The 22,199-nt window shown below is 62.5% G+C and carries 2 protein-coding genes, 1 tRNA gene and 1 pseudogene; 3 read left to right on the top strand and 1 reads right to left on the bottom strand.

Going from position 1 to position 22,199, the window contains the following annotated elements:
- Positions 1–110 precede the first annotated feature (110 nt).
- A pseudogene (locus tag ACN5AZ_RS16215) lies at positions 111–755 on the top strand (transposase); the annotation flags it as partial.
- Positions 756–1,072: 317 nt separating this feature from the next.
- Positions 1,073–3,019, top strand: coding sequence for a TniQ family protein (locus tag ACN5AZ_RS16210; RefSeq protein ID WP_419429949.1), 1,947 nt, complete (start codon positions 1,073–1,075; stop codon positions 3,017–3,019).
- A gap of 123 nt (positions 3,020–3,142) precedes the next feature.
- Here ACN5AZ_RS16210 and ACN5AZ_RS16205 read toward each other — a convergent pair.
- A tRNA-Arg gene (locus tag ACN5AZ_RS16205) sits at positions 3,143–3,219 on the bottom strand.
- Positions 3,220–3,859: 640 nt separating this feature from the next.
- Between ACN5AZ_RS16205 and ACN5AZ_RS16200 the strand changes: the two genes are divergently transcribed.
- A complete protein-coding gene (locus tag ACN5AZ_RS16200; RefSeq protein ID WP_419429948.1) occupies positions 3,860–22,198 on the top strand; it encodes a DUF7507 domain-containing protein in 18,339 nt (6,112 codons plus the stop codon).
- Position 22,199 lies beyond the last annotated feature (1 nt).

Raw genomic sequence — 22,199 nt, 5'->3', positions numbered from 1 at the left:
CGATCACTCCAAATCCCCCCAACCAAAACCGTCGGGGAAGTGTGTTCACATGGGTCAATTCTCAGTGACAATTTATGGGGCTACCGGGTCAGTTCTCAGTGACAATCAACATCGGGGCGTCTCGCACCATGATCGACAGGACGGAGAAGCGGTTCGGGATCAGGCCCGATTGGCTTGCTGCCGACACCGCCTATGGCAATGCCGAGAACTTGGGCTGGCTAGTCGAGAAGCGCAGCATCATTCCCTTCATCCCGGTTATAGACAAGTCAGTGAGAAACGACGGGACGTTCTCCCGGTCTGATTTCGAGTGGGACGAGGCAAATGACCAGTACATCTGCCCCGAGGGTCACGCGCTTAAACAATTCCGCCGGAATTATTCCGACCCGAACCGAGGGCAGGATACCGGCGTGCGCAAGAAATACCGCTGCCTGAAAGCGACCTGCCAGGCTTGTCCATCGAAGGAGATATGCTGTCCGAAAGCCGATGCGCGATACGTCACGCGCGAGCCTCATGAAGAGGCGCGCGAGTTCGCCAGAGAGTGCCGCAAGACGAAGGCCTACAAGGTGTCGCGCGACAAACGGAAGAAGGTCGAGATGCTCTTCGCCCACCTGAAACGCATCCTCGGCCTGACCCGGCTGCGGCTGCGCGGGCCAAACGGCGCCAAGGACGAATTCCTCCTCGCCGCCATCGCCCAGAACCTCCGAAAACTCGCGAAGCTACGCCCTCAATGCGCGTTGCAGGGGGCCGCAGCATGAGTTGACCGGCCAGATAGCCGCCTTGAGGCGGTCAGTCGGGCCGAGGCCCGAACGACTTGGCGTTGCCGGAGAAACCCGAGCCACGAAATCGGCGATCTCGAACGGATTCTTCAACACAATCCGCCCTTCGTGTCGATGCTGCGCTTAGCACGATGTCGTGGAAGGGCTGACACAAGTCATTCGTCGCGCGGGATTGCAACGTCCGCTCTTCGCGATGGCTGGTATCACCTCCTTATGGATTTGTCCTGATGGGCTTATGAAAGATTGATGTAGGGAGTTCCTGGTTTCATGCAGGATCGCTGTCCTGCCTAGCGGCGATGCGGATGCTCCGGTTTTCGCGACACCCTCGGCCTGCGGTTGCGGGCTGGCCTCGTGACGGGCATGTGGAAGGTCAATCCCAACTTCTGTATCGGCATGATATGGTCTCTCAGCTTCCCCTTACCGTCGTTCCGCTCCCCCGCGAGACACTTCCATCTTTCTTTGCCCGCCTCGCTGCCGCGAACGGCACAGACGCAAGCAATTTCGCCATGGATATGGGCGTTAGTTTGAAGCGCGTGGTCAATCAGGAGGCGGAGACGGTAAAACTGGTGCGCCAGCTCGCAGGCCTCACCGACGACGACATGGTCGAAATCCTGTCCTGGACGGGGGAGCGCGTGGGCGATGTTCGAATGCTGTATCGGGGTGAGGTGTACGTCTCACGCGCGCTCAGGAACCCCGTTGTGCGTGGCTGCGTGCGATGTCTTGCAGATCAGGCGGCAGAGACCGATCGCCCTCTCACCAACCTGGCCATGCAGGGACATTGGCTGTGCCGTGGAGTCGACGTCTGCGTAACGCACCAGCAGGCGCTGACGCCACTTTGGACGGAAGCCAATCCTGTGCTGCGCGATGACATCGGCGAACACCTGCGCGACCTGTCGCCAGACTTGGCTTCACGGGCAGCCGAGGCGGAGAGCGTAGAGGTCAGCGCATATGATGCCTGGCTAGATGGACGTCTGGCCCAGAACCTTGATCACACTTGGCTGCAGACCCAGACCACATTTGCGGCCATGACCATGTGCCTGGCCTTCGGCGAGGATATTCTCCGGCATAAGGGACTTCCGCCCAATGACCGGGCCGCCAAGGCCGCTGGGTTCGATGTTATGAGCCAAGGGCCAGACGCGATACGCAGCGTGATCCGCCGCCTCCTGCGCATGGACGACGGCCGGCTGATGATCTCGAAAGCCCCGTTGAAATCCCTGTCCTACACGCTGAATGACGTCTACCGTGACAGCGCGGAGTTCGACGATTTCCGGCAGATCATCCGCAATGAACTTTTGACGTTTTGGCCCGTCGCTCCGGGCGACATTATTTTCGGAGGGGTCACAGAGACGCGTCGGTTCCATACCGTCGCCAGTGCCGCAGAGGAGACAGGGCTGCGGAAGGGGCTCCTTCAGGAGATCCTGACCGCCGAGGGCGCCTTTGATGGAAACCGTATCCGGCAAACACGTCCGCGTAGCTTCGACGCGGCGACCTTCGCGACCCTTCTCAAGGAAATCCCACATCTTATCCTTGGCACCGAAATGATGACCGAGCTCGGCGCGACCGAGACCGAGTTCGAGGCGTTGTGCGAGGAGGGGGTGCTGCGGCCGTATCTCAAGGCGCCCAAGGTCAAGAACAGGTGGCGCCGGGCGGATGCCACTGCCCTGCGTGAGACGCTGGATGCGCGCATCCAACAGGGACAGGCGTCACGGAATGTCGATACGCTTCTGATGACAAAGAGAGCCCTTGGTGTGCGGCTTTCCGCATTGATCGGAGCCATTCAGGATGGTCGACTGGCCGCCTTCCGGTATGAAGATCGGGGCGGCTTCCATGCGATCACGGTCGATCGGACGGACGTGGCGGCTTTGATCGAAACTTTGCCGCCAGACGCTCTCGTCGAGCGGCCTGAAACCAAAGTGATCAGCGCCAGCGTCTTCGGAAAGCAGATCGGACTGGTTGAGCCGAAGTACATGGTGCGCCTGGTCGCGACCGGGAACAGTCCGGGCACGGAGATCATAAATTCAGTCACGAAGCGCAAGCAGTGGTCTCTCACGGAAGATGATATCGAAGCATTCCACGCGCGATTCACCACCACGGCGCTGCTGGCGAAAGAAGCGGGCGTCCATCGCAGAACAATCATCAGCCAGTTCCAACGCCAAGGCTTGTCGCCGTTCTCCGCGGGAGACGAGGTTTTCGAGGGCATCTACCTGCTATCAGACGTCGGACAGATTACGAAAAAGCATTGAAATCACATAGGTAAAACCTGCGCACGAAAAATCGGGGCAAGCAAACAAACCACTTGACAGCCTTTGCGCAGACTTATGCCGTCGTTTGCGCACTAATATGCTGTTTCTGACTTAATGGAACACTGGCGACCCCGGCAGGATTCGAACCTGCAACCTGCCCCTTAGGAGGGGGCTGCTCTATCCAGTTGAGCCACGGAGCCGTGCAACGGGTCATAGCCGCTTTATGGAGAGTTGTCACGGTGTCGACTTGAGCGCGCTTCTTGCGCGTATTTGGCCTAGTCCCTCCCCGGGGGTGCCAGCGTTCGGTTTTGATTTTAAAACGTATTGGACCCGCCCGGCTTTCGTGGACAGCATTCATCTCTCTTCCGGAGCTCTTCGCTCGAAGACAGCGGGGCTCAGGTCGCCGTGTGGCGAGTGACGTCCACTGCTCGGTAGCGGATTGCCTAAGCGTATGTCCCGAGGGGGAGTAGGGTTTCCTGTGCCGTTGGGTGATCGTGCCAAACGTCGGGTTTAAGACGGGCGGGGGCGTGTTCATCTGAAAAATCCCAGCAGTATACTTTTGTATAAGCAAGTGTCTGTCGGCGACCGCGCGATGTGCTGGGTGGCGAGCAAAAACACATGATTAACGCGAAAAATGGTAAAGAAATGCATTCAAAACGATATATATTTACCTTTGGTCAAGATTGTGAAGTGCTTGAAAAAAATCCATAAAATCTGCCTGTTGCGGCCATGCAACATGGGAATTGCATAATGTGATGCCCATGGCGTGTGCACGCCCCTCATTGTAATTCTGAAACCAAATCCGGCGGCGTCAACGTCCGGATCTGTGAGGGTTCGAGCATGTCTTCTGTGTTGATGCGCGCTGCGCAAGTTGTCGGTCTGTCTCTTGGCGTATTGGCCACGCCAGTCGGGGCGACCACTTTCACGACGACCGTGCCCGGAACCTCGATCGTGTTGCCGGACGAATACCCCGATGCTGGCGGTGTGGCGATCGTTCTGCAAGGTGCGAACGGCAACCTGTATTACCAGTTTTCCGATCCGGACGGCGCGTTTGTAGGCTTTCAGAATCGCGGCACGCCAAGGGAATTCCGAGGCAACCCGTTCACCATCAACGATCCGATCTCGTTGGATTGCGGGTTTTCCGATTGTGCGGACTACTTTGGCGGATCGCTCGCGCAGGTCTACATCCGCTTCAGCGCCTATGACGGCGACACCCAGCCCGGCGGTTTTGACGAGAACGATATCTCGCTGATTTTGAACGGCTTTAACGTCGGCAGCTGGTCCGGGCTGACGACCGAGATTACGGACACGAATGGTACACAAAGCTTTGGCTTCACAACCGGTTTCGGCAACAACACGTTTAACACGGGGTGGTTCTCGTCCAGCAATTCCGCGCTGTTGGCCAATATCCTGTCGACGGGGCAGACCATCACACAGGTCTATGACGATGACCCCAGCGACAACTATTGGGATTTCCGTCGCGGGCAGTCGCTTGGCAATCAGGATATTGTGACGGTTGCGCCGGGCTATACGCTGGAAAAGTCGGCAGATGCCGAAACCTTTACGACCGCGGGCGAGGTCGTCACCTTTACCTATGAGATCGCGAATATCGGCTCGGTTCCGATCCGCCAGCTGTCGGTCTTTGATGACCAGATCGGGGCGGTCACCTGTGCGGATACCGTCATTCTGGACCAGCCCAGCGGCGCGCAGGCGCCTGACACCAGTGTTTGTACCGCGACCTATACCACGACGCAGGCGGACGTGGATCGCGGCTTTGTCACGAACATCGCGATTGCAGAAGGGGTGCCGGATTTCGGCACGCTTGGTGCGCTGAGCGATCAGGTGACACTGACAGGGCCGCAGGCAAACCCCGTGCTTTTCTTTGAAAAGACCGCGACCACAGCGGCTTTTGGTGCGGCGGGTGATACCGTCGTCTACAGCTTTGAGGTGCGCAACGACGGCAATGTGACGCTGTCCTCGGTCGAGGTGGACGATCCCCGACTGCCGGGGCTGGCCTGTACGATCCCGGATCTGGCCCCATCCGACAGTTTCACCTGTACCGGTGAATACACCGTGACGCAGGCCGATGTGGATGCGGTGGCGGCGGACCCGTCCTACACGATTGATAACACGGCCACAGCCACGGCCCGCGCGCCAGATAACAGCCCGTTGACGCAGACCGGCAGCGCGAGCGTTCCGGGTCAGACGCCTGTTCTGGACCTGACGCTGACCAAAACCGCGCTGACCGCCAGCTTTGATGCGGTTGGTGACGTGCTGCAGTATCAGTTCGTCCTGGCCAACACGGGCACGGTGTCGCTGCCCGAGCCTGTGATTGAGGATGCCCTGACGGGGGGCGCGACCTGTCCTGCGGGTCCGGTGGCGCCCGGCGCCTCGGTGACCTGTACGGCGACCTATACGGTGGTCCAGGCGGATCTCGACGCGGGGGAGGTGCTGAACACGGCGACGGTTGATGCGACGGTCGGGGCGCTGACCGCGTCCGACAGTGACGACGCAAGTGTCACGGCGGTGCGCCGCACGGAGCTGACGCTGGACAAGCGTCTGTCCGCATCCTCGGACACGTCATTCGATGCCGTCGGTGACGTGCTGAGCTATGATTACGTGCTGACAAACACGGGCAACGTGACGCTGACCGCGCCCACTGTGACCGACGACAAGGTCGCAGTGACCTGTGCCGCCACGGACATCGCGCCGGGGGCACAGGTGACCTGCACCTCGGACAGCTACAGCGTGACGCAAGCGGATCTGGACGCGGGGTCGGTGACAAATATCGCCTCCGCCAGCGCGACCGCATCGGGTGACGCCGCAGAGCCGGTCACCAGCGCCAGCGATACCGTCACGGTGGACGCGGTGCAGGCTCCGGCCTTGGCCTTGCAGAAAACCGCGCCTGTGTTGCCCGCAGACCAGTTCACTGTCGGGCAAACTGTCACCTACACGTTCGACGTGACCAACACGGGCAATGTAACGCTGACACAGGCACTGACCGGCGTGGCGGAGATCACGGTCACCGATGACAAGATCGGCAGCTTCTCCTGCGCGCCGCTGCCGTTGAATGTTGGCGCGTCGGTGCAATGTACCGCGCCCTATGTCCTGGCCTCGGACGATATACTTGCGGGGCGCGTTGTGAACAAGGCCAGCGCCAGCGCGGGCGGCGTGGTTTCCCCGCAGGACAGCGCGCAGATCGCGCCGGAGCTGACGCCCGAGATCACGCTGACCAAAACGGCCACCACAGCCAGCGTCAGCGCCACCACCGACAGCATCAGCTATGTCTTCACGATCGAGAACACCGGCGACACGCAGATCCTGTTGCCCGTTCAGCCTGTGACGATTGCGGATGCGGGTCTGACGGGGCTTGCGGATTGCTCTGCGCAGCCAGCGGTGCTGAACCCCGGTGACAGCTTTGCGTGCAGCGGCCTGCGCAGTGGCGTAACGCAGACCGAACTGGACGCGGGGCAGGTGGACAATACGGCCACAGCGTCCTTCCCCTTCACCAGCGGCGGCCAGACCGTCACGATCCAGTCGAACGCCAGCACAGCGCGTGTGCCTGCCACGGCCAGCCCTGCCATGAGCTTCGCCAAGACAGGACCGGCAAGCTATGACGCGCTTGGCCAGACGCTGTCTTACGCGTTTTCGGTGACCAACACGGGCAATGTGACATTGGCCGAGGTGACCGTCAGCGATCCGTTGATCCCCGCGATGTCTTGTGTCCTGAGCAGCATTGCTCCGGGTGCCACGGCAAGCTGCCCCAGTGCGAGCTATACCGTGACGCAAGCAGATGTGGACGCGGAAACCATCGTCAACACGGCCACGGCCGTGGCGGTTCCGGCGCGCGGGCCGCAGTTGACCCAGACCAGCAGCAACACCGCCACCATTGATCCCTTGGCGGCCACGCAATCGCTGAGCTTTGCCAAGACGCCGGATCGGGGCGCTTTTCTCGCCGTAGGCGAGCCGGTCCTGTATACCTTTACGGTGGAAAATACGGGCACCCAGACGCTGCGCAATGTGGTTGTGACCGACACGCTCGACCCGTCCTACAGCTGTCTGATCCCGACGCTTGCGCCCGGCGCGCAGGATGTGACCTGCACCTATACCCATATCATCACCCAAGCGGATGTGGATGCGGGCGAGGTGGTGAACACTGCCTCCGCCCAATCGCCGGATGTGGCTGCTGTGACGGCGCAGGCAACGGTCACAGGGCCTGCCCGCACGGCATCCTTTGTCTTTGACAAACAAGGGGATGCAACGTTCTCTTCAGTCGGAGAAGTGGTTGATTTCACCTTTGCCGTCACCAACACCGGCAATGTGACCCTGACAAATGTGGCGATCAACGATCCCTTCTTTGCCACGCCCGTCACCTGTACCATACCAAGCCTCGCTCCGGGTGTCAGCGACACCTCCTGCACCGCCAGCTATACGGTCGCCCAAGCGGATATTGATGCGGGCGAGATCACCAACAGCGCCAGCGCATCGGTTGAGACCCCCGCCGGAGTGACGGCGCCCCCCGCGCAAAGCGACACGGTCGTCATCGCAGGTCCGGCTGAAATGGCCGCGCTGTCGGTCGACAAGCAATCCACCGATGGCGCCTATAGCGGGGCAGGGGACACCGAGACCTTCACCTTCACAGTGACCAACACCGGCAATGTGACGCTGAGCGGCCTGTCGCTCAGCGATCCGGACCCTGTCTTGTCCTGCGCATTGCCTGATCTCGCGCCGGGTGCCAGCACGGAGTTCTGCGCTGATGGCGTCACGCCCCTGAGCGTCACCAAAACCTTTGATCAGGGCGATGTGGACGCGGGCAGCTTCTCGAACACCGTCACTGTGACTGGCCAGTCCGATGTACTGGGCACGCCGGTCGAGGCAACGGATACGGAAACGCTTGAAGGTCCGGCGCAGGTTCCTGCGATCTCGATGGACAAGGTCAGCACATTTGCGGGCACGCTGGAAAGCGTCGGCCAGATCCTGACCTATGACTTTGTCGTGACGAATACCGGCAATATCACCCTGACCTCTGACATCACAGTCAACGATGCGCTGATTGCGGATGTGGATTGCCCGCTGCTGCCGCTGGGTGGCATTGCGCCGGGCGGCACCTATACCTGTACCGGCAGCTACGAGGTCACGCAGACCGATCTGGATCGCGGGTTTGTGGCCAACACCGCCTCGGCCGAGGTGACGCAAGCGGTTATTCCCCGCAATCCCGGTGATCCGGTCAACGTGACCGTTGAATCGAACGAGGATACCGAAACCGTCACTGCCGACCAACAGCCTGCCCTGCGGATTGCGAAACGAGTGGCCACGGGCAGCGCGTCCAGTTTTGATGCCGTGGGCGATACCGTGACCTTTGAATATGTGGTTACAAACATCGGCAACGTCACAACCACGGACGAGATTACGGTCGTGGATGACAAGATCCCCGGCACGCTGAGCTGTGGCACCGATCCGGTCGCCCCGGGCGGCCAGATCACCTGCCAACAGGTCTGGACGGCGACGCAGGATGATCTGGATGCGGGCGAGGTCACCAACCTTGCCACCGCAAACACCGTCTTTGATGGCGCTGCGGTGCAAAGCGCCGTGGCCAGCGTCACCATTAACGCGGTGCAGGATCCGTCGCTGGCCGTGGTCAAGACCTTCGACGGGACGGACAACCCCGGCTTCTTCACTGTCGGAGACGAGCTCAGCTACACCATCGTGGTCACCAACGACGGCACCGTGACGATTGATGCGCCGATCAATCTGGTCGACAACCTGACGGCGCCGGTCTGCCCCGCTGTGCCCGGTGGCGCCTTGGCCCCGAATGACACGCTGACCTGTTCAGCCACTCATATCGTGACGCAAAACGACCTTGATCTCGGGTCCTCCACAAACGTGGTCTACGCCACGGGCGTCTTTGACGGCGCAAGCGTGCAGTCCCCCAGTGACGAGGCGATCTATCCCGTTGATGCAGAGCCCGCCCTGACCCTGACCAAGGAAGCGCTGCCCGCAAACCTGCCTTACTCTGCGGTGGGTCAGGTCGTGACCTATCGGTTCACGGTCGAAAACTCCGGCAATGTGGGCCTGACGGGCGCCATCACGATAGAAGACGACGTTATGGGCACGCTGGACTGCCGCCCCGCGTCTGGCGGAGCCATTCCGGTTTTTGACCCGAACACGACCCATGTCTGTGATTTCCCCTACAGCATCACGCAGGACGATCTGGATGCGGGGACGCTGACCAACAATGCCACGGCCAATACCGTCTACGCGCCGGACGGGCCTGCGACGGATGTGCGCTCTCCCGGTGTGGCGGCCACGATCACTGCGGCCCAGACGGACCTTCTGACCGTCGCGAAATCCATGACCACGCCGCTGACGGACGGTGTGGCGCGCGTGGGCGATGCGCTGACCTACCAGATCACCGCCACAAACGACGGCAACACCACGCTGCGCGGCGTCGCCTTGTCCGATCCGCTGATCCCCGAGCTGACATGCACCGTCGGCGGGATGCCAGCGCCTGCCAATGTGGTGCTGTTGCCGGGCGATGCCCTGCTGTGTCGCGGTGTCTATACCGTGACGCAGGCGGATATCGATGCTCAGACGCTGACCAACCGCGCGGATGCGACCTCCACCGATCCGCAGGGCAACACGATTGCCGGTTCCGACACGCATGATCAGCCATTGGTCGCGCCATTGTCGTCGATCAATGTGGTCAAGGAGATCATCCCCGCCCCTGCGGCAGGGCAACCGGCCTTCACCGATCCGGGCCAGCCGCTGGTCTTCCGGATCACGGTGACCAACACCGGCAACGTCACGCAAGCGAGCACAACCATCACCGACAGCCTGCCCGTCAGCCCGGTCAGCTGCACCATCGGCACGCTGGACCCCGGTGAAAGCGACGACAGTTGCGAATTTGTCTACACCGTGACGCAGGCGGATATTGATGCCGCAAGCAGTGACGGATCAACGGTTTATGCTGGCTTTACCAACACGGCCTCCGCAGTGTCGACGCCGTTGAACACGGACCTGCCCACCGCCGAAGGGGAGGGGACGGTATTCGTACAGGGGCCGGATCGGGCGCCTGCCTTTGCCTTGGTCAAAGAGTCCGAGACCACGGAAATCGACACTTGGGATGCACTGGTCACCTATCGCTTTACCATCGCAAACACCGGCAATGTGACCCTGTTCGAAGCACCCGAGATCACAGATGACCGGATTGGCACGTTTACTTGTGCGGGGATTCCTGCGGGCGGCATTGCGCCCTCGGAATTTTACAGCTGTACAGCGACCGACCGCGTCGAACAGTCCGACCTCGACAGCGGTGCCATGGTGAACACGGCCACCGCGACCAGTGGCGAAGTCACCGATCCCGTCACAGCCACGCTGTCCATTCCTGCGGTCCAGCAACCGGCGGTCACCGTCGCTAAGCAGGCAGATGTCACAAGCGGTCTGGAGGCCGGGCAAACCGTCACCTACACCTATACTGTTGAAAACACTGGCAATGTGACGCTGGGCACGGTGATTTTGACCGACCAGCACAGCTCTGCCAGCGGCACCGCCGCATTGACCATCGGGTCAGAGACGTTGCTGGCCGACGTAAACGAAACGGGCACGTCCACCGATGGAACTGCATCGGACGGGGTTTGGGACAGCCTCGCGCCCGGCGACAGCGTGACCTTCACCGCAAGCTATCAGGTCACTCAGGCGGATCTGGATGCACAGAGCGACATTACCAATACCGCGACGGTCACGGCCACGGGGCCGGGCACCAGCGGTCCGGCCAGCGCCACCGACACCGAAATCGTGCGACCGATCACCAAAGCACCGGCCATCGCCTTGACGAAGGTGGCGGATGACACGGGACTGGGAACGCCGGTCTCCTTGGGGGAGGAGATCACATTTGTGATCACAGCGGAAAACACCGGCAACGTCACGCTGTCCGCGCCGGAGTTGACCGATACACTGACAGATGCCAATGGGGCCGCGCTATCGCTGACCCGCCTGCCCGGTTACACCTCAGGCGACGATGGCAACGGTCTGTTCGACGTGGGCGAGGTCTGGAGCTACAGCGCCGCTTTTGCCGTGGATCAGCAGGCGCTGGATGCGGGCGGCGTGGAAAACACGGTGTCCGCGACCGCCGACGACCCCCAAGGCACGCAGGTCAGTGGCACGTTGCCCGCGCCGGTGGCGGTGCCCATTGATCGGGCGCCTGCCTTGGCGCTGGTCAAAACCTCCAGCTTTGATGACGGTGGCGATGGGCGCGCCGATGTGGGCGATATCATTAGCTACACCTACGTGATCACAAACACCGGCAACGCGACATTGTTCGACGCGGCTGTCGTCGAAACCGGTTTCGGTGGGGCAGGGGCCACGCCGGTCCCGGCCTACCTGTCGGGTGGTGTTGATCTGGACGGCGACAGCACTCTGGATGTGCCGGTTGGTGGGACGATCACTTTCACCGCCGCATACGCGCTGACACAGGACGATATTGATGCGGGGCAGGTGGAGAACCAAGCCACGGGCACCGCGGCCGATCCCGAAGGTGCGCCGGTCAGCGACCTGTCCGGAGCGACAAACGCCGACGACACGCCGACCACTACGCCGATTGGCCTTGCGCCAGCATTGGTCGTCACAAAATCCGCCGATGACAGTGCCTTGGACGATCCCGTCGCATTGGGGCAGACGATTGCATTTACCATCACTGTGGAAAACACAGGCAACGTGACCCTGTCCGCGCCGGATCTGACCGACCTGTTGCGTGACGCCAATGATGCGCCTTTGACGCTGACCGCCCTACCGGTTCTGAGCTCTGGCGATGATGGCAACGGGACTTTTGACGTGGGCGAGGTCTGGGTTTACAGCGCCGCCTTCGACGTCGATCAGCAGGCGCTCGATGCCGGTGGGTTGACCAACACCGTTTCAGCCACAGCCCGCGACCCGCAGGGCACACAAGCCAGCGACGCGCTGGATGTGCCGGTCTCTGTAACCATTCCGCAGGCCCCCGCGCTGGCGGTGGTAAAAACCTCTGCCGTGAATGACGGGGGGGATGGCCGTGTCGATGCAGGGGATACTGTCGATTACACCTATGTGATCACAAGCACTGGCAACGTCACGCTGTTCGATGCAGACCTGTCAGAAACCAGCTTTAGCGGCACGGGCTCGACACCTGCGCCAGTCTATGCCTCTGGCGGGTCGGATCTGGATGGCAACACTGTGTTGGATGTGCCCGTTGGCGGCACCATCACCTTCACCGCGCGCTACACGCTGACCCAAGACGATGTGGACGCAGGGGTTCTGACCAATCAGGCCACGGCACAGGCGACAGATCCGCTGGGCGGCTCCGTGTCGGATGCCAGCGGTTCGGGCACGGCTGACGATACACCGACGGTGACGACATTTGTCGAACAGCCCGGAATCGAGGTGATCAAAACCGCGACCGCAAGCCTGTCGTCCCCGCCGGTCCCCGGTGATACGGTCGGCTATGTGATCACGGTCGAGAACACTGGCACCGTGACGCTGGCCGCGCCAGTGCTGACGGACACGCTGACAACTGCCACGGGCGAGGCACAAACACTGGGCAGCGCGCCGACCCTCAGCGGCGGAGATCTGGACCGCGACGGTGTGTTGGATGTGGGGGAAACCTGGTCCTACTATGCCGAGGCGGTGGTCACCCAAGAGGCCATCGATGCCGGCGGGCTAAGCAACACCGTTCTGGCAGAGACCACTGGACCGAATGGCACGGCGACCTCTGACGTGTCTGACGATGGCAGCACGCCGGGCGGGGATACGCCAACCGATACCGCTTTGACACGCGCGCCTGCCCTGACCGTGGTCAAAAACGCAGCACTGGATCTAGGCGCAGATGGTATCGCGGGCGTGGGTGACATGATCACCTACACCTACAGCGTCGAAAATGCGGGCAATGTGACGCTGTTCGACGTGGATGTGGTCGAAACCGGCTTTGCCGGTGCGGGGGCTGCGCCTGTGCCAGCACTGTTCAGCGGCGGCGCAGATCTGGATGGCGATGCGGATGGTGCTGATTTGGCTGTTGGGGCCGCGCCGGTTGTCTTTACCGCCACCTATGCCTTGCAGCAGGCGGATATCGATGCAGGCGTGGTCGAAAACTCCGCCACCGCGCAGGCGGATGGACCGGATGGCACGACGGTCCGGGATATCAGTGGCGCGGACCCCGCCAGCGACGCACCGACCCAGACGCCGATCCCGACCGAAGGGACGATCGAGGTTCTGAAAACCGCCATCACCAGCGGAATTCAGGACCCGGCGCAGGTCGGCGATCCTGTTACCTTTGTGATCACGGTGGAAAACACCGGCAATGTGACGCTCGATTCCGTCGCTTTGGACGAGGATTTCCAACGTCGGGACGGGACACCCCTTTCCATTACGCCTGCGCTGAGTGCCGGTGACGCCGGTGTGGCAGGGGCCTTGGAGGTCGGGGAGACGTGGGAGTACCGCGCCACCCATGCCCTGACCCAAGAAGATCTGGATGCCGGTGGCGTCCAGAACCAAGTTACCGTAACCGCCGCCGATCCGCAAAATGGCGAGGTGTCGGACGTCTCTGACGACGATGGCACCGGAACAGGTGACCCGACTCTTGTCACGATCGAGGGCGTCCCCACCGTCGCTGTTGTCAAATCGCTCAGCGCAGGTCCCGATCCGTTCAGCGCAGTGGGCGAGATGCTGGAATACAGCTTTGACGTGACCAACACCGGCAATATTACCATCACGGCCCCGATCCGGATTTCCGATCCGTTGGTGCAGTCTCAGGCGGCGATCAACTGTCCTGCGCCGCCTCTGGCCGTGGGGGAGACGCTGACCTGTACCGGACGCTATGCGGTGACGCAGCAGGATCTTGACGACGGCGAGGTGGTCAATACCGCCAGCGCCAGTGTGACGCAGCCTTTGGTTCCCGTGGCCCCCGGCGCCCCGAGCGAGGCGACCGCCACCGCCACGACCAACACGGTCACCGTCGCCGCGGACCAGAACCCGGCGCTGGATATCGCCAAAACCTTGGCGGCCACATCCGCCGGAACCTTTGCCGCCGTGGGCGATCAGATCACCTATGACTTTACGGTGACCAACAGCGGCAATGTGACCTTGGCTGGTCCCTTTACCGTCAATGACGACCGCATCGGCAATGGTTTGGCCTGCGATACAGGCCCGCTTGCGCCCGGTGCCTCGGTCAGCTGTGCGCACAGCTACAGCGTAACGCAGGACGATCTGGACGACGGCGAGGTGACCAACACGGCCACGGGCAATACGCTCTATGATGGCGCGCCTGTCCAGTCGGATGAGGACAGCGTCACCGTCACAGCGATCCAGAATCCGCAGCTTGCCATCGTCAAGGATTTGCTGTCGGCCACGCCGGACACCTTTGATGTGGGCTCTGTTCTCGCCTACGGGTTCACGATCACCAACCCGGGCAATGTGACAATCACCGGCCCGATCACTGTAGACGATCCGCTGATCGACACGGTTACCTGTGAGCCTGCCGCCAATGACGACCTTGCCCCCGGCGGGCAGTTGGAATGTTCCGCGACATACACAATCATCGCCAGCGATATCTCACTGGGCGCGGTGAACAACTCGGCCCGTGCGAATGGGGTGTTTGGTGGCGCAGCGGTTGTGTCGCCTGCGGATACGGCGATCTATCCGGTCGATGCTCAGCCTGCGCTGACATTGGCCAAGGACAGCAATCCCGGCGATGTGACCTTTGCCACGGCGGGCGATCTGATCACCTACAGCTACACCGTTACGAACAATTCCAACGTGGCCTTTGATCAGGATATCTCGATCACGGACAACCGTCTGGACGCGCCATTCCTGTGCCGCCCCGCCAGCGACGGTGTCTTTAGCGTCGGCCAAAGCCACACCTGCGAGGCGATCTACGAAGTCACCCAAGCGGATCTGGATGCGGGCTTTATCACCAACGAGGCCTTTGCCGACACGGTCTTTGCCCCCGGTACGGTTAATGAACGCGCCGTGTTGTCCAACCCGGCGACCAAGACGGTCGACGCGGACCCCGCACCGGCTTTGACCCTGACCAAGACGTTGACCGATGCGCCGGCGAATGCCGCCGTCGGGGATGTGGTGACCTTTACGCTGAGCGCAGAGAACACCGGCAACCAGACGATTGCAGGGGTGGTGATTTCTGACCCGCTGCTGCCGGATCTGACATGTACTGTCGATGCGGTTCCGGCTGCGGCGAATGTGTCGCTGGCCCCCGGTGCTGCGCTGCTCTGTACCGGCACCTACGTGGTGACGCAGGCGGATCTGGATGCGCAGACTCTGACGAACACCGCCGATGTGCGCGGGTTCGATCCTTTGGGCGAAGACATCACAGATAGCGACAGCGCCGTTGTACCGCTGGCGACCCCCGCCCCGGAATTGAGCGTTGTGAAATCGGTCACTCCCGCTCCGGTCGGCGCGCAGCCTGCTTTTGTCAACGTCGGGGATACGGTCGATTTCCTGATCGAGGTCACCAACAGCGGCAACGTCACGGTCGAGGATATCACCATCGCCGATGATCTGCCGGTGGTTCCGGCGACCTGCGATGTGGGCACGCTTGCGCCCGGGCAGACGCAGTCGCTGTGCGTTGTCAGCTATACTGTGACGCAGGCCGATATCGACGGTGTGGCCGGTGATGGCTTTGGCTCTGTGCTGAACACGGCCACGGCACTTGGCACAAGCGCGACACCTGACGGGGCGGCCGTCGAAGCCGAAGGGTCTGTGACCGTACGCGGCCCCGATGCGGCGCCGCAAGTGGCCCTGGCCAAATCTGCAGATGTTGCGGCCATTGCCACGGCGGGTGAACAGGTCCGCTATAGCTATGTTGTGACCAACACAGGCAATGTGACCTTGGTCGATCCGATTTCGGTCACAGATGACAAGATCGCGGATGTGTCCTGTCCCGCCCTGCCGTTGGGCGGGCTGGCCCCACAAGAGACACTGACTTGCGAAGCGCTGTACACAGTCACGCAGTATGACGTGGATTCCGGATCGCTGACGAATGTCGCGCGGGCGTTCTCCGATCAGGCGGTTCTGCCTGCCGCACCGGGGGATGAGACCGCGAGTCTGACGCTTCCGGTGACGGCGGCCCCCGCCTTGACCATCGAAAAGACCGCATCAGAAACAGGCGACGTCGCAGTGGGCACAGAGGTGACTTACACCTACGCGGTGCGCAACGCGGGCAACCAGACGTTGCGCGATGTCACAGTGACCGACCAGCACAGCGCGGCAGGGGGAACCGTGGCGCTGACTGTGGCAGGCGACGCGCTGCTGACGGATGCCGCCCCTGCGAATGACAGCAGCGATGGCGCGGCGGATGGTGTTTGGGACGTGCTGCGCCCGGGTGATGCTGTGCGTTTCACCGCGCGCTACACGGTGACGCAGGCGGATATCGACGCACAGGTGGTGCTGACCAACACGGCCTCTGTGCAGGCCACTGACCCTGAGGGCACGCCGATCACCAACAGTGACACGCTGGCGGTGACGGTCGAACAGGCCGCCCCAAGATTGACGGCGCTGAAGTCGCTTGACGACAGTGCGCTGTCCTCTCCTGCCGTCGCGGGCGAGGTCGCTGGCTTTGACATCACAGTGACCAACACCGGCAACCAGACGTTGGACACGGTCACGCTGGTCGAGGTGCTGCGCCGCAATGATGGCACGGCTCTGACGCTGGATCCGCCGGTCTTCGTCGGCGGCGATACGGACACACCGGGCGAGATGTCTGTGGGCGAACGCTGGACCTACCGTGCGAGCTATACGCTCACACAGGCGGATATCGATGCGGGCGGCATTTCCAACAATGTGGTGGCCCGCGCGCTGTCGCCTGATGACAGTCTGGTTCAGGATCTGTCCGGCGACGGCGACCTTCGCGCTGGTCGGGGCAACGAGCCCGCCGTGGTGTCGGTTCCGTCGCAACCGGCGCTGGACGTGGCCAAGGTTGTCAGCACCACTGCCACGGCCGTGGGGGAGACGCTTGTCTTTGACATCACCATCGCAAATGACGGCAACGTCACCCTGCGCGACGTGGGCATCACGGATGAGGTCCTGACCCGTCTGGATGGCACCCCCATCAGCCCCGCGCCGGTTGCGGTGTTTGTGGGCGCTGATCAGGGATCCGGTCTGGGTGTTCTACTGCCCGGCGAGGTCGCGACCTATCAGGTAAGCCATGCGATCACGCAGGCGGATGTGGATGCGGGCGGGCTGTCGAACACGGTGCGCGCCATTGCCACCCCGCCGGTGGGCGGTGCGCTGACGGCTGCGCTTGATACTCCGGCGGTGCAGGTCATCCCTGCAACCCCGTCGATCAGCCTGCTCAAGGATCTGGGCGCGGATGCGCCGGCCAGCTTTGATACGGTCGGGGTGCAGATCCCCTATGACTTCACGGTAACAAACACCGGCAACGTCACTTTGTCCGGTCCCGTGACCATCGACGACCCGCTCCTGACGGCGGCGGGGGTGACGCCCGTCTGCGAGGCCGTGCCACCCGCGGGGCTTGCCCCCGGTGCGGATGTGACTTGTACCGCTGTTCTGGCGGTAACGCAGGCGGATATCGATGCGGGCGGGATCACAAACATCGCAACAGCCGCCATGGACGGGCAGACCAGCGATCCGTCGGCGATCACAATCGGCGCGGTGCAAAACCCGCAAGTGGCGCTGGAGAAGATCGCACCCGACATGCCGGCGGAGGCGTTCGTCACCGGCGCCGTGGCTGAGTACCGCTTTGTCACCACGAACACCGGCAACGTGACCATCACTGACCCGATCGAGGTCGTCGATACCTTGATCCCGCAGGACCAACTGACCTGTGACGCCTTCCCGCAGGACGGCTTGGCCCCCGGTGCGACATATGGCTGCACCGGCACCTACACCGTCACGGCCACGGATGTTGATCTGGGCAGTGTGACCAACGTGGCGTTTGCCACCGATGGCACCACCGTCTCCGAGCTTGACGATGCGCTGATCCCGAACGAGGGGATCCCTGCATTGTCCGTGAACAAGGTCGCCGGTGTCAGCGCCTTCGACGCTGTTGGACAGCTCATTCCCTTCACCTTTGTGGTGGAGAACTCCGGCACGCGTGCTTTTGCCCGCGAGGTCATTGTGAATGATACGCTGACCGGCCCCGTAAGCTGCTTTGCCCCAACTGCGGACGATCCTGACCTGACAGCGGGCGAGATCGTGACCTGCGAAACGCAGGTTGTAGTCACGCAAGAGGATCTTGATCGCGGCTACATCCAGAACGAGGCCTACGCCCAGACCACATTCGGGGCAGAAGACACCACCGTGCTGTCGGCGCCTGATCTGGAGCGGGTGGATGGATCTCTCGGGCCGCAACTGACCCTATCCAAGACGGCGGCACCGCTGCCCGTCATCGGTCTGGGCCATGAGCTGATCTTTACCCTGACGGCTGTGAACACGGGCAACCAGACGCTGGACAATGTGGTGGTGCGCGATCCTTTGATCGCAGGGTTCCAATGTACGACAGGCAGCCTCGCCCCCGGCGAACAGCTTGTCTGCGAGGGCGACTACACCGTGACGCAGGCGGATCTGGACCGCGGCTCGCTGGTCAACACCGCGACGGCCCGCGCCGTGACGCCGCAAGGCGCAGGGGTGAGCGATGATGCAGCACTTCCCGTGGCGCTGCCTGCGGCACAGACGGGTGTTGCGCTGACCAAGACCGCCACGCCTTCGCCCTTTGGTGCGGTGGGCACCTCGCTGACTTACCTGTTTGCGGTGGAAAACACCGGTACCGTCACCTTGTCCAACCTGACGGTCACTGATCCGCTGGATCCGGGCTTTGCCTGCACCATCAGCAGTCTTGCGCCCGGTGCCACGGACCGCAGTTGTAGCCTGACGACCGTTGTGACGCAGGAGATGGTGGACGCAGGCGCGCAGGACAACACCGCCAGTGTGACGGGAACCGCTGCCAATGGCGCGCCGGTGTCCGACACGGACAGCATCACCACGAACGGCCCTGCGCGCGTGGCCGCGCTGCAGGCGACCAAGGTTCTGCTGCCCGGCACCATTTCGCAGGCGGGATCGCCCGTGCGCTACCGCCTGTCGGTGGAAAACACCGGCAATGTGACCCTGACCGGCGTGGATATCACCGATGTGATGTCCGATGCCGCAGGCCAGCCTGTGGTTCTGGATGCGCCCTTTGCGCTGGCGTCGGGCGACGACGGCAATGGTGCTTTGGACGTGGGCGAAACATGGATCTACACCGCCGAGCGCACGCTGAGCCAGACGGACCTGAACAACGGCGGGCTGAGCAATCAGGTCACCGTCACCGCTGACGGGCCGGACGGGTTGCGCGCCTCGGACGTGTCGGACGATGGTGTCGACACCGATGGCAACACCAGCGACGATCCCACGATCTTTACGCCCGTCACTGAACCGGAACTGACGGTCATCACCAGCCTTGTACAGGCCGGGGCAGCCCCCGGTGATACGGTGATCTTCGAAATCACGGTGACCAACACCGGTAACCTTGATCTGTCCGATATCGGGGTGACAGAAACCCTGACCCGCGCCGATGGCACGGTGGTCGAGGCGCAGCTTGTGCCCGTCAGCCTGCCGGATGAGCTTTCCCCGGGCGAGGACGCGGTTTGGCAGGTCATCTACGTTCTGACACAGGATGATGTCGACGCAGGCGGTCTGCGGCTGTCGGCGCAGGCCACAGCCGAGGCGGCGGATGGTTCTGGCGTGAATGACCTGTCGGCGGACGATGACTTTGGCGATGGCAACACCACCGACGACCCGAGCGTTTTCGGCATCACGCCTGCGCCCGCTTTGGAGGTGATCAAGACGCTGGTCGAGATCGGTGCGGCCGCTGGCGAAGAGGTGAGCTTTGACATCGCTGTCATGAACACCGGTAACGTCACGCTGACCGAGGTTTCCGTCACCGACGAGATGACCGATCTGGCCGGTGACACGGCGCGCAGCCTGACCCCCAGTTTTGTGCAAAGCGATGGCACGCCGCCGTCGCCTGCGGGCACGCTGCGTCCGGGCGAGACGGCCATCTACCGCGCGGTCGGCACGCTGACGCTGGCGGATATGGATGCGGGCGGGGTGCTGAACTCTGCGACGGCGTCGGTGCGAACGCCGCAGGGCGGGACCTTGTCGGATGTATCCGATGACGACGGCACCGGTCTGGATGATCCGACCGTTGGTGCGACGACGCCCTTGCCGGGCTTCGCGCTGACCAAGACGGCCAACCGACCGGAAATCCTGTTCCCGACGGTGGAGCGTGTGACCTTTACCATGACGGCCACCAACACCGGCAACGTCACGCAGACCGGCGTGCAGATCACCGACGATCTGCTGGCCTTCGTCGCGCCGGCGGTGCTGCTGGATGATGTCTACCCGGTTGAGGTCACTGTCGCGGGCTTTGGCACGGATGCGGTGGCCAACGCGGAATTCAATGGCCGCGATGTGATCGAGCTGATCGCAGGTGACGCGCAACTGGCACCAGAGGCCACAGGCACAGTGACCGTGACGCTTGTCTATTCCACGGCCTCCGGCCAGCCCGGCGTCAACACAGCCTCTGTCACGTCGGATCAGTTGCCTGTGCCGGTCACGGCCCAGTCGCGGGTTATTGTGGTCGACAGTGATGGCGATGGCATTCCCGATGATCTGGAAACCGGCGACCGTGACGGTGACGGCATCCCCGACAACGAGGATTACGACCCCACCGGCTATCTGTATTGCGAGGAGGACGGGCGCATCCTGACCGGCGGGCAAGTGACCGTCAGCGGGGGCGGCTTTAGCCAGACGGGCGTCGGCTCCGCCGGCCCTATCACGGTGGTCCAAGATGGCGCGTCGGGCTATTTCCAGTTCTACGTCACGGCTGCGGGGAGCTATTCGATCAGCTTTACCGATCCCAGTGCGGGTGTGCCCTCGACCAGCCGCCTGCCCGGTGGGCCGCTGGATCTGACGTCGCTCCTGCCTGCGAACCCCGGCGTGCTGGGCGCGTCGGAACGGGGCAGCTCGGGCGTGCTTGCAGACTTCAGCGCGGCGGCGAACCCTTACTCGCGGACCTTCGTGATCGAGGCGGGCGACCCGTATCTGATCAACGTCAACATCCCCTATCAGAACTGCGCGGAGATCAACGATGTCACGGCCCGCAAGATCGCGGACCGGCGCACGGCAGTCTTTGGCGAGACGGTGAATTACACGCTGAGCTTCCGCAATGACACGCTGAACGACTACAGCGATGCGCGGGTGATCGACCGTCTGCCCGAAGGCATGGTCTACACTCCGGGCAGCGGGTCGGTGAACGGCGTGGCGCAGGAGCCGGTGTCGACCTCCGGCGGGCGGCTTGTCTGGTTGACCGATCTGGATGCGGGCGAAACCGATGTGTTGACATTTGCCGCGCGCGTTACGCGGACCGGCACCTTTGGCGAGCGGATCAACCGCACCTGGATGGAACATAGCAGCGGGCGCATCCTGTCGAACGTGGCGCAGGCCAGCGTGTCGGTCGAACCGGAACATGTCTTCGACTGCTCGGATGTCATCGGCAAGGTGTTCCATGACCGCAATGGCAACGGATATCAGGACGGACCGGGCAGCCTGCCGGAGCCGATCCTGCGCGACGATGTCCTGACCGAGGGCAAGGGCAAGCTGTCACCGCAGCCCGTCCGGCCTGACACGCGCGAGCCGGGCATGCCCGCAGTGCGTCTGGTCACGCCTGACGGGACGATCATCACCACCGATGAACATGGCCGGTTCAGCGTGCCCTGTGCGGCGTTGCCGCGTGACATCGGGTCGAACTTCCAGCTCAAGCTCGATCCGCGCAGCCTGCCGTCGGGATACCGTGTGACCACTGAAAACCCGCGCAACATCCGCGTCACCGCCGGTAAGATGGCGCGCCTGAACTTTGGCGTGCAACTGGGCAAGCTGGTGCGGATCGACCTGACCCATCAGGCCTTTGCGCCGGGGTCGTCGGCACCTGCCGCTGGTCTGGATCAGGCCATCGACGGGTTGGTCCAGCAGATTGCGCGCACACCATCCTTCCTGCGGCTCAGCTACACGCTGGCCCCGGGCGAGGATGCGGATCAGGCGCGGTCCCGTTTGCGTGAACTTGAACGTCAGATCCGTCGCGCGTGGCGTGGGCGGGGCAGTTACCGGCTTGATATCGAACGCCATGTCGTTCGGTCGAAACGCTGAG

The organism is Sagittula sp. SSi028 (genome assembly GCF_048553715.1).
Taxonomy (GTDB): Bacteria; Pseudomonadota; Alphaproteobacteria; order Rhodobacterales; family Rhodobacteraceae; genus Sagittula.
Note: the sequence above shows the minus strand (reverse complement) of the source record. Positions and strands in the feature narration are given on the sequence as shown.

What these genes read in the sequence shown, in the direction of transcription:
- ACN5AZ_RS16210 (WP_419429949.1), top strand. Translation starts at nt 1,073, where the DNA reads ATGCGGATGCTCCGGTTTTCGCGACACCCTCGGCCTGCGGTTGCGGGC.
- ACN5AZ_RS16200 (WP_419429948.1), top strand. Translation starts at nt 3,860, where the DNA reads ATGTCTTCTGTGTTGATGCGCGCTGCGCAAGTTGTCGGTCTGTCTCTT.